This is a genomic window from Spectribacter acetivorans, assembly GCF_031846305.1.
Taxonomy (GTDB): domain Bacteria; phylum Pseudomonadota; class Gammaproteobacteria; order Nevskiales; family Salinisphaeraceae; genus Spectribacter; species Spectribacter acetivorans.
This window is the reverse complement of the sequence record NZ_JAVRHY010000013.1, coordinates 68038-81432: the sequence shown is the minus strand read 5'-3', so window position 1 is coordinate 81432 and position 13395 is coordinate 68038. Positions and strand designations below refer to the sequence as shown.

Genomic DNA, 13395 nt, shown 5'->3' with positions numbered 1-13395 from the left:
GCCCACCGGGGTCAGCTCACCGCCCAGCTTGGATGCCTCGCTTTCGGGGACCTTGGCGAAGGCAGTGGCGCCATGGAGACAGAACCCCGCGGCGGTCATCAACGTGATGGTCTGGATCAAACGGTTCATGGTTCTTTCCTGTGTCGAGGGCGGCCGCTTGCCCCGGTCTGCACGGGGTAATCGGCCGCGAACTTGAATCATGGACCCGGCAATTCGCCGGGACGCTAGAGCGGCGCGAAGTCCGGCTTTTCCCGCACCGCGCAGTCGGGGCAGGCCCAGTCCTCCGGAATATCCGCCCAGGCGGTGCCGGCCGGAAAACCCTCATCCGGGCAGCCGACGGCCTCGTCGTAGACGTAACCACAGTCGGTGCAACGGTACTGGCCAGCGTCCGATCGCGTCGGCGGTGCCGGCGTCTGGTGAGCATCCGGATAGGGGTCGGGATGGCCGGTATCCAGATCGGCATCCTGCCAGCGGGCAATCAATGCCTCCCGCTTGCGCGGCTGCAGGTTCGCCTTCGAGACATCGCCGTCGTAGTGTTTGGCCACCAGCGGATCGATCTGGCGGAACCACAGCGGGGTGATATAGGCCAGCACGATCATCGATGCATACCCCGACGGCAGCTGCGGCGACTCGTCGAAGTGGCGCAGCGACTGGTAGCGCCGGGTGGGATTGGCGTGATGATCGGCGTGCCGCTGCAACTGGTACAGAAACAGATTGGTGACCACGTTGTTGCTGTTCCAGGAATGCGACGGATTGCAGCGCTCGTAGCGGCCGGTCTTTTCGTCCTTCTGCCGCAGCAGGCCGTAGTGCTCGATGTAGTTGACCACTTCCAGCAGCGACGCGCCCACGAATGCCTGGACCAACAGGAACGGCAGCACCGCCCAGCCCAGCCAGACGGTCAGGCCGCCGAACAGGACTGCGGTCATGCCCCAGGCCTGCAGATTGTCGTTTTCCGGGCTCCAGACGCTCTTGCCCTGGCGGCCGAGACGTTCCTTCTCGATGCCCCAGGCCGAGCGGACACTGCCGATCATGGTTCGCGGCAGGAATTCCCAGAAGGTTTCGCCCATGCGGGAACTGGCCGGATCCTCCGGCGTGGCCACATGGCGGTGGTGGCCCTTGTTGTGCTCGACGAAGAAATGCCCGTAGGCCACCGGCGCCAGCGTCAGCTTGGCCAGCCAGCGCTCCAGCGACGCCTTCTTGTGACCCAGCTCATGCGCCGTGTTGATGCCCACGCCGTTGACGATGCCGGCGGTGAAGATCAGGCCCAGGATTTCCCACCAGGCCATGGGCTGGGTGGCCAGCAGCCAGGCGCCCAGGATGGTGGTCAGATACTGGGTGGGAATGTAACCGTAGACGATGGCGCGGTAGTAGCGATCCTGCTCCAGGTCCACCACAACCGCCTCGGGCGGATTGTTGCGATCCACCCCGATCAGCAGATCGAGCACGGGGATCAGGCCGTAGAAGAACAGCGGCATGCCCCACAGCAGCAGCCCCGACTGGCTGGCGTAGAAGGCCACCAGAAAGGCCACGCCCAGCGCCGGCAACAGCGGGCTTAGCAGCCAGAGCACGCGCTTGCCATCGGTCCACTCGACGGGATTGCTCCCGTCCATGCTTCGTACCGTCATGGTCATCCTCTTCTCCGCAACATTCGGAATCTATGGAGACTCCGTTGACGATATGTTGCCCCTGCTCGACCGCTCGCGCTGGTTATTTTTTGACAACCACCTGTCATTTTCAGACACTGACGTCGTGGGTTTTACCGGGAGCGTCCATGTCGACGGAACGGCAGGTGCCGGCGAGATACTACGCACGGCTGATGGAAGTCGTCCGCGCGATGGATATCGATACCGATGCGCTGATCGCGGACAGCGGCATTGCCGCGGACGCGCTGGCCGAGCCGGAAGGCACAATCAGCCTGGCGCAGATCGAGAATCTGCTCGCGGCGACTCAAGCCGCCACGGGGCGTAGTGATCTCGGGCTGGCGCTGGCGGCCGCGCTGAAGCTGACCTCCCACAGCGCCGTCAGCTACGGAATCCTGAGCAGCCCCACGGCCGGCTACGCCCTGGGCCTGGTGGCCCGTTTCTTCAGCCTGATCCTGCCAACCTTCCGGGTGCGCTACGGCTGCCGCGACAACACCATGCGCCTGACGCTGACGCCCGCGGCCGGCATGTCGCACGCCTGCTTCGCCTTTCATCTGGAACTGATCGTGGCCTGCGTCCACCGAGAGCTTCACGACCTCATCGCCGGCGACATGCCGCCCTACGACGTGCATTTCTCGATCGAGACCCCGCCGCATGTCGCCCGGTATGACTCACTGCGGGAGATGCGCACGCATTTCGGCGTCATGGGCCAGCCGGGCGCCGACATGATCTGGCCAAGAGACCTCGCGTCCCGGCCGCTGGCAATGTCGGACCCGACCGCGCTGCGAATGGCCGAGAGCCGCTGCGCCGAGATGCTGGAACGGGCGCGGGTCAGCGAGGGCGTCGCCGCGTGGGTCGGCATGATGCTGCGAGAGGCCCACGGCCCGCCGCCGGGGCATTGCGAGCTGGCTGCCGCGCTCAATATCTCCAGCCGCACGCTGGACCGCTATCTGCAGAAGGAAGGCACGTCGTTTCGCGAACTGAGCAAGCAGGCACGCAAGGACCGCGCCGGCGACCTGCTGTCACAGGACCGGCTGTCGGTCACGGAGATCGCCATGGAACTGGGCTATGCCGATGCCGCCAACTTTTCCCGGGCCTTCCGGCGCGACACCGGTCTGACGCCGAGCCAATGGCGGCAGCAGCCACCCGCCGCGCCCAACTAGGCTACTCGAACGTTCGCGCCAGATTCAGTAGATAGGTGGCATCCAGATCCTCGACGCCCGGCTCGGGGTTGTTGTTGTACTGATGGCGATACTGGGCCGCCAGCGACCACAGGGATGACCCCCCGAGCGGCGCTTCCAGCGCCAGCGTCGAGTCCACCCGGAAATTGTCCGCCGGCGAATCACTGACCTGCGGGATCACGGTCAGATTGTGGGTGAACTGGAACCAATCGGATACATCCAGCAGATAGTCGTAGCCAAGCGTCAGGACCGCCTCGCTTTCGTCCTGACCCGTATTGCGGGCAATGTACTCGTAACCCAGACCCATGCGGCCCTTGAGCTGGTGTCCCGGACGTTCCAGGAAGAAATAGCCCGGGCCGAGCGTGGTAGTGGAACGGAAGTCGATGTTCTCGAAATCGTCACGCTCTGCCTCGGTCTGGGCGAACACGAAGAAACGTTCCGAGAAATCCCGTTCCAGCCTTACCGTGCCGATCTTCTCGTCGGCCGATTCCACACCATCCTGCTGCGCCTTGTTCACCAGCAGGTTCAGGAACAGCCGATCATCCTCGGCTTCGCGCTTGGCGCGCGCGCCGAAATTGAGGCTACGGCTTTCCGAATTACCCGACGTACCGCCGAGGCCGACCAGCAACTGCCCGGACCAGAGGTTCGCCCGCCGTTCGCGCAGTTCCGCCAGGCGCACCTCGGCGGGTGACGGCTCGCCGGCACCGCGTAACGCGCTCAGACGCGAGAGTTCGAAGGTAGTGGTGCCAAACGCGGAATCGGCGATGCGTTGCCCTTCGCCGGGCACGAAGGCCAGCCGCCCCTCCACCTCGTCACCTTCCTCGGTGGTGATGACCATCGGTTCATCGGTGGCAAGCCCGTCGATGGCGTCCCGCTCCACGGTCAGCGTGCCGGCGAAGCTGGTCTCGATCTCCAGCGCCTCGCCATCCAGCGAGATAATCTCGCCCTTGATGACGCTTTCGTCCGCCAGATAAACCGCATCGGCAAGCAGGGTGGTCGGGGCCAGCACCAGAATCAGCGCCAGCGCGTTTTGTAACGCTTTGATCATGATAAACATTTGGGCATCAAATCGATGCAGTGAGTCTACCAGAGATACGCTGCCCATCAGCCGGCGAAGGCGTCGCCCACGAAAAAGCCGGCTCGAAAGCCGGCTTCAGTTAGGCATCGATCTGCGGGCCCGGATCAGGCCTCGGCCGTTTCCTGTCCGCCCTCGTCTTCCATGGCAACCGGCCGGTCGACCAGTTCCACATAGGCCATCGGGGCGTTGTCGCCGGCGCGATAACCACACTTGAGAATCCGCAGATAGCCGCCCGGGCGTTCGGCATAACGCTGGCCCAGCTCGGTGAACAGCTTGCCTACCGCTTCCTTGTCCCGCAGGCGCGAGAACGCAAGGCGGCGATTGGCGACCGAATCAGTCTTGCTCAGGGTGATCAGCGGTTCCGCCACCTGGCGCAGGGCCTTGGCGCGCGGCACGGTGGTCTTTATGAGTTCGTTCTTGAACAGCGATGCGGACATGTTCCGCATCATGGCCCGGCGATGATCCGACGGTCGCCCGAGATTGCTGCCGCTTTTGCGATGACGCATGACTTAATTTCTCCTGTGCCGACGCGGAGGCATTCAGCCCGCGTTGGCCGTTTCCAGTTCCGCCGGCGGCCAGTCTTCGAGGCTCATGCCGAGCTTGAGACCGTGCTCGCTGAGCACTTCGCTGATTTCGGTCAGCGACTTCTTGCCGAGATTCGGCGTCTTCATGAGTTCGTTCTCGCTGCGCTGGACCAGATCACCCACATAGTGGATGTTCTCGGCCTTGAGGCAGTTGGTCGAACGAACCGTGAGGTCCAGCTCGTCGATGGCCTTCAGCAGGATCGGGTTGACGCCGCTTTCCTTGCTGGCAGCCGCCGCCACCGGCTTGGCTTCGAGATCCACGAATACCGACAGCTGATCGTAGAGCGTACCCGCAGCGAAACGGATCGCCTCGGTCGGCTCGACGCTGCCGTTGGTCTCGATGTCCAGCACCAGCTTGTCGAGGTCCGTACGCTGTTCGACACGCGCACGCTCCACCGTGTAGCTGACCCGCCGGATCGGCGAAAAGGACGCGTCCAGACGCAGGGCGCCGATTTCAGTGGCCCCGGTATCGTCGTCACCCGGTTCCGCCTTGCTCTGGGCAGGCTCGTAACCGCGGCCGCGGCGCACCTTGAGACTCATCTGCAGAGAACCGCTGGTGAGGTTGGCAATCACCAGATCCGGATTGATGATCTCGACATCGTGATCGGTGGTGATGTCGCCGGCCAGCACCGGGCCCGGGCCCTTCTTGTTCAGATGCAGTTCGGCTTCTTCACGACTGTGCATGCGCACTGCCACGTTCTTGAGGTTGAGCAGGACGTCGATGACGTCTTCCTGCATGCCCTCGACCGTGGTGTACTCGTGCAGCACGCCGTCGATGCTGACTTCGGTAATGGCGGCGCCCGGAATGGACGACAACAGAATCCGGCGCAGGGCGTTGCCCAGCGTATGACCGTAGCCGCGCTCGAGCGGCTCGAGGGCCACGCGGGACCGTCGGTCGCTGATCTGCTCGACCTCGACCAGGCGCGGCTTGAGCAATTGTGTGGATGCAGGCTGCATTCGCAATCCTCTCAACAAGGCGTTGACTGAAGGTTCAAAGGTCGGCGGCTTACTTGGAGTAGAGCTCGACCACCAGATTTTCGTTGATTTCCTGAAGAATCTGGTCGCGATCGGGCACCGTCTTGAACGTCCCGGTCAGCTTCTTCTCGTCAACATCGACCCAGTCGCTGATGCCGAGCTGGCTGGCAACTTCGATGGCCGCGTGAATGCGGGTCTGCTGCTTGGCCTTTTCGCGCACCTCGATTTCATCACCTTCCTTGACCTGATAGGAGGGGATGTTGACCGGGTAGCCGTTGACCGCAATCAACCGATGGCTGACCAGCTGGCGCGCCTCGGCACGGGTGCTGGCAAAACCCATGCGGTACACCACGTTATCCAGTCGCCGCTCCAGCAACTGCAACAGCAGCGTGCCGGTAGCGCCCTTCTGCTGGGCCGCCTTCTTGTAGTAGTTACGGAACTGCCGCTCGAGCACGCCGTACATGTGCCGCAGCTTCTGCTTTTCCCGCAGCTGCAGCGCGTAATCCGACAGCCGCTGGCGCCGTTGCCCGCCGCCACCGCGCGCACCGGGTGGGGAATCGAGCTTGCACTTGCCTTCCAGCGAACGACCCCGTCCCTTGAGGAACAGGTCCGTGCCGGCGCGGCGCGACAGCTTGCACTTGGGACCGATGAACTTGGCCATATTCGTTGAATCCTCTAGACGCGGCGCTTTTTCGCCGGGCGACAGCCGTTGTGCGGAATGGGGGTCACGTCGATGATGCTGGTGACCTTGAAGCCGGCGCCGTTGAGCGAACGAACCGCGGCTTCACGACCCGGACCGGGTCCCTTCACGCGCACTTCGAGATTCTTCACGCCGTAGTCCGCAGCACCCTGACCGGCCTTTTCGGCCGCCACCTGGGCAGCGAACGGCGTGCTCTTGCGCGAGCCCTTGAAACCGCTGCCGCCGGCAGTGGCCCAAGCCAGCACATTGCCCTGCCGGTCCGAAATGGTGATGATGGTGTTGTTGAAGGTCGCGTGAATATGCGCAATACCTTCGGCCACGTTGCGCTTGGCCCTGGCCTTGCGCGCCCGCGTGCTCGTTCCCGTGCTCTCTGTCGCCATAGTCGTATTAATGCCCGTGATCTGACCCGGAGGCCGGAATTACCCTCTCGTCGCGACTAGCGACGGATGGGACGACGCGGCCCCTTGCGGGTGCGTGCGTTGGTCTGCGTCTGCTGGCCGCGTACCGGCAATCCGCGCCGATGACGGATACCGCGATAGCAACCCAGGTCCATCAGGCGCTTGATGTTCATCGACACCTCGCGCCGGAGGTCGCCCTCGATGGTGTACTGACCCACGGCGGCGCGAAGCTGCTCGACCTCGCCTTCGGTGAGGTCCTTGATCTTCGTATCGGTGCCGACCTGCGCGGTCTCACAGATGAGTTTCGCCCGCGTGGGGCCGACACCGTAGAGCGACGTAAGCGCCACTACCGCGTGCTTGTTGATCGGGAGATTGACTCCAGCAATTCGCGCCATTGAAGGACCTTCGCTAACCGTTGATCAAAGGCATTGGCCGCGGCCGCGGGCGGAACCTCGCGGGACCCCCGGGAAAGCCGGCCAATGTACCGTTTCTCGGCAGATAATTCAACCCTGCCGCTGCTTGTGGCGCGGATCGGTGGCACAGATGACCATGACCACGCCGTTGCGCCGGACAATCTTGCAATTGCGGCAGATTTTCTTGACCGATGCCCTGACTTTCATAGTTCGTCACCTAAAAACGTTGATCCGCGAGGGGCGCGAAGGGGAACGCGTTGCCCGGCTCGCGCCGAATCAGCCTCGCAATGCGCCTTGCGTCCGTCGCCGCTCGCTCCAATTCAGCGCAACATCCCCGCGCCGCCGTGGCCCTTGAGGTTGGCCTTCTTCAGCAGACCCTCGTACTGATGCGACATCAGGTGTGCCTGCAGCTGCGACATGAAGTCCATGACCACTACCACGATGATCAACAGCGAGGTGCCACCGAAGTAGAACGGCACGTTCCACTGCAGAATCAGGAACTCCGGCAACAGGCAGACCGCCGTGATATAGGCCGCGCCGGCCACCGTCAGCCGCGTCAGCACGGTGTCGATGTAGTTGGCCGTCTGCACACCGGGACGTACACCGGGAATGAACGCACCGGAGCGCTTGAGGTTGTCGGCGGTTTCGCGCGAATCGAACACCAGTGCCGTGTAGAAAAAGCAGAAGAAGATGATCATCAGCGAGTACAGCAGCACGTACAGCGGCTGCCCCGGCGAAATCGCGTTGGCCACCCAGTTGCCGATGGTGCCGCCCTCGCCCAGGAAGCGGACGATGGTGGCGGGAAACAGGATGATGCTGGAGGCAAAAATCGGCGGAATCACACCCGCCATATTCAGCTTCAGCGGCAGATGCTGGGTCTGGGACCCGTACATCTTGCGCCCGCGTTGTCGCTGGGCGTGATGCACCGGAATCCGCCGCTGGGCGCGTTCCATGAACACCACGAAGCCCAGCACCGCCAGTGCGCCGATGAACAGGACGACCGCGGTGAGCGCATTGAGCTCGCCGGTGCGCACCAGATCCATGGTGCCGCCTATCGCCGATGGCAGCCCCGACACGATACTGGCGAAAATCAGGATCGAGATGCCGTTACCGATACCCCGCTCGGTGACCTGCTCGCCCAGCCACATAAGGAACAGGGCGCCGGTGGTCAGGCAGATGGCGGTGGTGAAGATGAAGCTGTACTGGGTCACGCCGTCCAGGGCAATGCCCTGGTTCCACAGCGCGATACCGGTGCCGATCGACTGAAAACTCGCCAGACCCAGGGTGCCGTAGCGGGTGTACTGGGTTATCTGACGACGGCCGGCCTCGCCCTCCTTCTTCTTTTCCTTCAGCGAAGGCACCGTGGCCGTCATCAACTGCATGATGATGGAGGCCGAGATATAGGGCATCACGCCCAGCGCCAGAATCGACAGGCGCTCGAGCGCACCGCCGGTGAACATGACACCGAGATCCAGGATGGTGCCCGACTGGCGCTCGAACATCTGCGCCAGCTGCGCCGGATCGATGCCCGGCACCGGAATGAACGAACCGATGCGGAATACGATCAGCGCGCCCAGCAGGAACAGCAGACGCTGCCGCACCTCGGTGAGCTTTCCCGCATCCGGCATCATGCCGCCGCCCGTGTTTTTGGCGCCTCGTGCCACGTATTACCCCTCGACCTTGCCGCCGGCTTCCGCGATGGCCTTCGCCGCACCGGCGGAGGCACGAATACCCTGGAGCTCCACCGCAGCGGTGATCTGCCCGGAGGCGATCACCTTGGCCCGCTTGGCCTCGCGCGGCACGATGCCGGCGTCCTTGAGCGTAGCCAGATCGACTGTGCCGCTAAGCTTGTTCAGGGCGTCGAGACGGACCGCCACGGTCTGCTCGGTGACCGAACGGAAGCCACGCTTGGGCACGCGCCGCTGCAGCGGCATCTGACCGCCCTCGAAGCCGACCTTGTGATAACCACCGGAACGGGCCTTCTGGCCCTTGTGGCCACGACCGGCTGTCTTGCCGAGACCGGAACCCGGACCACGACCGACCCGCTTTTCCGCCTGCCGGGACCCTTCGCCCGGATGAAGATCGTTCAAACGCATGATCAGGCCTCCTCGACCGACAGCATGTAGGACACGCGGTTGATCATGCCCATATTCTCGGGCGTTGCCGCGACCGTCACCGTCTGGTGCATCCGACGCAGGCCCAGCCCGCGCACGCAGGCACGGTGCTTCTCCAGCCGACCGGCCGTGCTGCGCACCAGAGTGACATTGATTTGTTTCGCGCTATCGTTCGCCATGATGTCCTGCCTGTCCGGGATTACGCGGTGAGTTGTTCGACACTCAGGCCACGCTTGGCCGCAATGAACTGCGGGTCATGCATGTCCCGCAGACCATTGACCGTTGCCCGAACCACGTTGATGGGATTGCGCGAGCCATAGCTCTTGGCCAGCACGTTGCCGACGCCGGCAACTTCCAGCACCGCTCGCATCGCGCCACCGGCAATCACGCCGGTACCGTCGCTGGCCGGGCGCATGATGACCTTGCTGGAACCGTGCCAGCCGGTGGTCGCGTGCTGGATGGTACTGCCCTTGAGGCGTACATCCACCATGTTCTTGCGCGCGGCTTCCATGGCCTTCTGGATGGCCAGGGGCACCTCGCGGGCCTTGCCATAGCCGAAGCCGACCTTGCCGTCCCCGTTGCCGACCACGGTCAGCGCGGTGAAACCGAACTGGCGGCCACCCTTGACCACCTTGGCCACACGATTCACGGCGATGAGCTTCTCGAGAAGGTCGCCTTCCGTACGTTCAACCTGTGCCATGTTTGACTCTAGTGATTCGTGACTCTCGATCAGTGACCGGCCCGCCGCACACGGCAATCACGCCGCGATGCAGGGTCGGTCACCTTGCATTAAAACTGCAGACCACCCTCGCGGGCAGCGTCGGCCAGTGCCTTGACCCGCCCGTGATAGGCGAATCCCGACCGGTCGAACGACACCGACTCGATCCCGGCCGCCTTGGCCTTGTCGGCGATCGCACGGCCCACGGCCTTGGCCGCCTCGGTGTTTCCGGTAACGCCCAGCGACGCACGCAGATCCTTTTCCAGCGTGGAGGCCGACACCAGCGTGCGGTCGCCTGCCGGCGCAATGATCTGCGCGTAGATATGTCGCGGCGTCCGATTGACCACCAGGCGGTGCGCACCCTGCGCACGCATCTGCATGCGCGTGCGGCGGGCCCGGCGGAGTCGACTTACCTGTTTCTTGTGCATGATTGCGGTTTCCGTACCAAACGGTTGCAAATGGAGCGTCGGTATCGGCGCTACTTCTTCTTGGCTTCCTTGCGGATCACGCGCTCATCGGCGTAGCGCACACCCTTGCCCTTATAGGGTTCCGGCGGGCGGAAGGCGCGAATGTTGGCGGCAGCCTGACCGACGGCCTGCTTGTCCGCCCCCTTGACCAGGACTTCCGTCTGGCTCGGGGTTTCCACCGTGACGCCTTCCGGCACCTCGTACACGACCGGATGCGAAAAGCCCAGCGCCAGATTCAGATTCTTGCCCTGCGCCTGGGCACGATACCCCACGCCCACCAATTCAAGCTTGCGCTCGAAACCTTCCGACACGCCGTGGACCATATTGGCGACGATCGCCCGGACACTGCCGGCCATCGCCAGGTTGGTCACCCGGGCGGTGGATACCGCGCGCGCCTCCCCATCCTCGATTTCGAGGCTGGTATCGACGGGCAGGCGGAATTCGAGCACGCCGTTCTTGCCCTTGACCGACACGACCCCCCCGTCGAGCTTGACTTCGGTGCCGGACGGGATGTTGATCGGCGCCTTTGCGACTCTGGACATTGCTTACGTTGCCTCTGACTGGGGTTACGCGACCATGCAAAGCACTTCGCCACCGTGCCCGCCGTCGCGCGCCGCGCGATCGGTCATCACGCCCTGGGACGTGGACACAATGGCGATACCCAACCCGCCGACGATGCTCGGGAGATCATTCTTGCCCCGATAAATGCGCAGTCCGGGCTTGCTGATCCGCTCGATTCGTTCGATCACGGGCTGACCCTGGAAATACTTCAACCGAACCGTGAGCTGCGGTTTGCCGCCCACCTCGGTTTCCGCGAAATCCTGGATGTAGCCTTCGTCGCGGAGCACTTCGGCGATCGCTTTCTTGAGCTTCGATGCCGGCATGCTCACCTGGGTCTTCTCCGCTGTCTGCCCGTTACGAATCCGGGTCAGCATGTCGGAGATTGGGTCAGTCATACTCATATGTACCGATACCTATATTCGGTGATTCCGTGGCCCATGCGACCTGAGCCGCGGCGACCACAACACTGTTACCAACTGGACTTCACCAGACCGGGGATTTCCCCGTTCATGGCCGCTTCTCGAATCTTGTTCCGCGCCAGACCGAACTTGCGGTAGTAACCGCGCGGCCGGCCCGTGACCTGACAGCGATTGCGCATACGGGTGGGGCTGGCGTCGCGCGGCAACCGCTGCAACTCCTGCCCGGCCGCGAAGCGCTCTTCCGGCGGCAGATTGATGTCGACACAGCGCGCCTTGAGTTCGGCGCGCTTGGCCGCGTACTTCTTGACCATCTGGGCGCGCTTAACGTCGCGCGCCACCATGCTTTTCTTCGCCATAACGAACGGTTCCGTGGTTACTTGCGGAAGGGGAAGTTGAAGCCCTGGAGCAACGCCCGCCCCTCTTCGTCGTTTCGTGCGGTGGTGGTGATGATGATGTCCATGCCGCGAAGCACGTCCACCTTGTCGTATTCAATCTCGGGGAACACGATCTGTTCCTTCACACCCAGCGCGTAATTGCCGCGACCGTCGAACGCGCGCGGATTCAGACCGCGGAAGTCCCGGATCCGCGGCAGGGCCGCGTTGACCAGCCGGTCCAGGAATTCGTACATGCGCGAGCGCCGCAGGGTCACCTTGCAACCCACCGGCCAGCCTTCACGGATCTTGAAACCCGCTTCCGACTTGCGTGCCCGGGTCATCAGCGGCTTCTGGCCGGCAATCGCCGCCATATCCGCCATGGCATGGTCGATGACCTTGCGATCGGCGACCGCCTCACCCACACCCATGTTCAGCGTGATCTTGCTGACCCGCGGGACCGCCATGCGGCTGGTGTAGCTGAACTGCTCCATCAGCGCGGGCACGATCTGCTCGCGGTAATACTGGCGCAGCCGTGTTGTATCGATTTCTGTTTCACTCATTACCAGTTCCACGCCTTACGCGTCGACGACTTCGCCGTTGGACTTGAAATACCGAACCTTGCGGCGACTGCCACTGGCATCAACCCACTTGACGCCGATCCGATCACCCTTGCCCGTCTCGGGGTTGTAGAGCATGACGTTGGACTCGGCCAACGGCATCTCGCGTTCCTCGATACCCCCCTGCACACCGGCATTGGGGTCGGCCTTGACGTGCTTCTTGGCCAGATTGATGCCTTCGACAAGTACGCGACGATCATCGCGCACGCCCAGCACCGTACCCCGCCGGCCCTTGTCCTTGCCGGCGATCACGACCACCTGGTCGCCCTTGCGGATTCGCTTCAACGCCATGGTTAGAGCACCTCCGGTGCCAACGAGATGATGCGCATGAACTTCGCACGAAGTTCACGCGTCACCGGGCCGAAAATACGCGTGCCTACCGGTTCGTTCTGCGCGTTCAGCAGCACCGCCGCGTTGCGGTCGAAGCGGATGATCGAACCATCCGAACGCCGCACGCCACGCCGGGTACGAACGACCACGGCGTTGAGCACGTCACCCTTCTTCACGCGACCGCGCGGGATCGCGTCCTTGACGGTCACCTTGATGATGTCACCCACGCCGGCATAGCGACGATGCGAGCCGCCCAGCACCTTGATGCACTGGACCCGGCGCGCGCCGCTGTTGTCCGCCGCAAACAGTTGTGATTCTGTCTGGATCATTGTCCTGCCGCCTCCAGTTCACCAGCGCGCTCGACCACACGAACCAGGCGCCAGGCCTTGCGCCGCGAAATCGGGCGGCACTCCTGGATTTCGACCAGGTCGCCGGCATTCGCCTCGTTGGCCTCGTCATGCGCGGGAATGCGCGTCGAACGCCGCACGTACTTGTCATACAACGGGTGCTGCACCCGCCGCTCGACCAGCACGACAACGGTCTTGTCGCCCTTGTCGCTCACGACGCGGCCGACCACCACACGCTGTGTCTTTTGTTCACTCATGAGACTCAACCCTTGTTCGCCGTCGCGGCGCGTTCGCGCTGAATGGTCTTGATCCGCGCGATACTCCGCCGGATGGTTCGGAACTGATGGCTGCCTTCCAGCGCACCGGTCGCCGCCTGCATGCGCAGGTTGAAGCGCTCGCGCCGCAGCTCGATCAGTTCCTTGCCCAGATCGGCGTCCGATTTTTCCCGTAGCTCAGACGGCTTCATCGCTTGACTTCCC

General features: G+C 63.4%; 22 protein-coding genes. 1 reads left to right on the top strand and 21 read right to left on the bottom strand.

Annotated elements, in window-relative coordinates:
- Positions 1-224: 224 nt before the first annotated feature.
- Positions 225-1625 carry a fatty acid desaturase gene (locus RM531_RS16100; RefSeq protein ID WP_349255444.1) on the bottom strand — a complete coding sequence of 467 codons (1401 nt, stop codon included), beginning with the start codon at positions 1623-1625 and terminating at the stop codon, positions 225-227.
- A gap of 146 nt (positions 1626-1771) precedes the next feature.
- On the opposite strand from RM531_RS16100, the gene RM531_RS12930 reads away from it, so the two are divergent.
- Entirely contained in the window at positions 1772-2803 is a 1032-nt protein-coding gene (locus RM531_RS12930) for a helix-turn-helix domain-containing protein (protein ID WP_311659784.1), read from the top strand.
- A gap of 1 nt (position 2804) precedes the next feature.
- On the opposite strand, the gene RM531_RS12925 is transcribed toward RM531_RS12930, so the two are convergent.
- From RM531_RS12925 to rpmC, 20 genes are all read right to left on the bottom strand, one after another.
- Positions 2805-3878, bottom strand: a complete 1074-nt coding sequence (locus RM531_RS12925; protein WP_311659781.1) for a DUF481 domain-containing protein — start codon at positions 3876-3878, stop codon at positions 2805-2807.
- A gap of 125 nt (positions 3879-4003) precedes the next feature.
- Positions 4004-4405: a 50S ribosomal protein L17 gene (gene rplQ / locus RM531_RS12920; RefSeq protein ID WP_311659779.1), complete on the bottom strand. Its 402-nt coding sequence runs from the start codon at positions 4403-4405 to the stop codon at positions 4004-4006.
- Between the two features lie 33 nt (positions 4406-4438).
- Complete coding sequence (locus RM531_RS12915) at positions 4439-5440, bottom strand: DNA-directed RNA polymerase subunit alpha (protein ID WP_311659777.1); 1002 nt, start codon at positions 5438-5440, stop codon at positions 4439-4441.
- A gap of 49 nt (positions 5441-5489) precedes the next feature.
- On the bottom strand, positions 5490-6119 hold the full coding sequence (gene rpsD, locus RM531_RS12910; RefSeq protein WP_311659776.1) for a 30S ribosomal protein S4: 630 nt from the start codon (positions 6117-6119) through the stop codon (positions 5490-5492).
- Positions 6120-6133: 14 nt separating this feature from the next.
- On the bottom strand, positions 6134-6538 hold the full coding sequence (rpsK, locus tag RM531_RS12905) for a 30S ribosomal protein S11 (protein WP_311659774.1): 405 nt from the start codon (positions 6536-6538) through the stop codon (positions 6134-6136).
- Between the two features lie 56 nt (positions 6539-6594).
- Positions 6595-6951, bottom strand: a complete 357-nt coding sequence (gene rpsM, locus RM531_RS12900) for a 30S ribosomal protein S13 (protein ID WP_311654016.1) — start codon at positions 6949-6951, stop codon at positions 6595-6597.
- Between the two features lie 108 nt (positions 6952-7059).
- Positions 7060-7176 carry a 50S ribosomal protein L36 gene (gene rpmJ, locus RM531_RS12895; RefSeq protein WP_311659772.1) on the bottom strand — a complete coding sequence of 39 codons (117 nt, stop codon included), beginning with the start codon at positions 7174-7176 and terminating at the stop codon, positions 7060-7062.
- Between the two features lie 113 nt (positions 7177-7289).
- Positions 7290-8600 (bottom strand): preprotein translocase subunit SecY, encoded by a 1311-nt coding sequence (secY, locus tag RM531_RS12890; RefSeq protein ID WP_311654018.1) that lies wholly within the window; start codon positions 8598-8600, stop codon positions 7290-7292.
- 36 nt (positions 8601-8636) lie between these two features.
- A complete protein-coding gene (gene rplO, locus RM531_RS12885) occupies positions 8637-9065 on the bottom strand; it encodes a 50S ribosomal protein L15 (RefSeq protein WP_311659771.1) in 429 nt (142 codons plus the stop codon).
- Between the two features lie 2 nt (positions 9066-9067).
- The gene (rpmD, locus tag RM531_RS12880) at positions 9068-9262 is read right to left on the bottom strand and encodes a 50S ribosomal protein L30 (RefSeq protein WP_311659769.1); all 195 of its coding nucleotides are present in this window, start codon (positions 9260-9262) and stop codon (positions 9068-9070) included.
- A 20-nt stretch (positions 9263-9282) separates the two neighbouring features.
- Entirely contained in the window at positions 9283-9783 is a 501-nt protein-coding gene (gene rpsE, locus RM531_RS12875) for a 30S ribosomal protein S5 (protein WP_311659767.1), read from the bottom strand.
- 89 nt (positions 9784-9872) lie between these two features.
- Positions 9873-10229, bottom strand: coding sequence for a 50S ribosomal protein L18 (gene rplR, locus RM531_RS12870; RefSeq protein ID WP_311654022.1), 357 nt, complete (start codon positions 10227-10229; stop codon positions 9873-9875).
- Between the two features lie 50 nt (positions 10230-10279).
- Positions 10280-10810: a 50S ribosomal protein L6 gene (gene rplF, locus RM531_RS12865; protein WP_311659763.1), complete on the bottom strand. Its 531-nt coding sequence runs from the start codon at positions 10808-10810 to the stop codon at positions 10280-10282.
- A 24-nt stretch (positions 10811-10834) separates the two neighbouring features.
- Positions 10835-11230, bottom strand: a complete 396-nt coding sequence (gene rpsH / locus RM531_RS12860) for a 30S ribosomal protein S8 (RefSeq protein WP_311659761.1) — start codon at positions 11228-11230, stop codon at positions 10835-10837.
- A 68-nt stretch (positions 11231-11298) separates the two neighbouring features.
- Positions 11299-11604, bottom strand: a complete 306-nt coding sequence (gene rpsN / locus RM531_RS12855; protein WP_311659759.1) for a 30S ribosomal protein S14 — start codon at positions 11602-11604, stop codon at positions 11299-11301.
- 17 nt (positions 11605-11621) lie between these two features.
- Positions 11622-12182, bottom strand: coding sequence for a 50S ribosomal protein L5 (rplE, locus tag RM531_RS12850; protein ID WP_311659757.1), 561 nt, complete (start codon positions 12180-12182; stop codon positions 11622-11624).
- A gap of 15 nt (positions 12183-12197) precedes the next feature.
- Entirely contained in the window at positions 12198-12524 is a 327-nt protein-coding gene (gene rplX / locus RM531_RS12845) for a 50S ribosomal protein L24 (RefSeq protein ID WP_349255445.1), read from the bottom strand.
- Positions 12525-12532: 8 nt separating this feature from the next.
- Positions 12533-12898 carry a 50S ribosomal protein L14 gene (rplN, locus tag RM531_RS12840; protein ID WP_311659753.1) on the bottom strand — a complete coding sequence of 122 codons (366 nt, stop codon included), beginning with the start codon at positions 12896-12898 and terminating at the stop codon, positions 12533-12535.
- Entirely contained in the window at positions 12895-13173 is a 279-nt protein-coding gene (gene rpsQ, locus RM531_RS12835; RefSeq protein ID WP_311659752.1) for a 30S ribosomal protein S17, read from the bottom strand. Before rpsQ ends, rplN begins: the two co-directional genes overlap by 4 nt.
- A gap of 5 nt (positions 13174-13178) precedes the next feature.
- On the bottom strand, positions 13179-13382 hold the full coding sequence (rpmC, locus tag RM531_RS12830; RefSeq protein ID WP_311654030.1) for a 50S ribosomal protein L29: 204 nt from the start codon (positions 13380-13382) through the stop codon (positions 13179-13181).
- Positions 13383-13395: the final 13 nt, after the last annotated feature.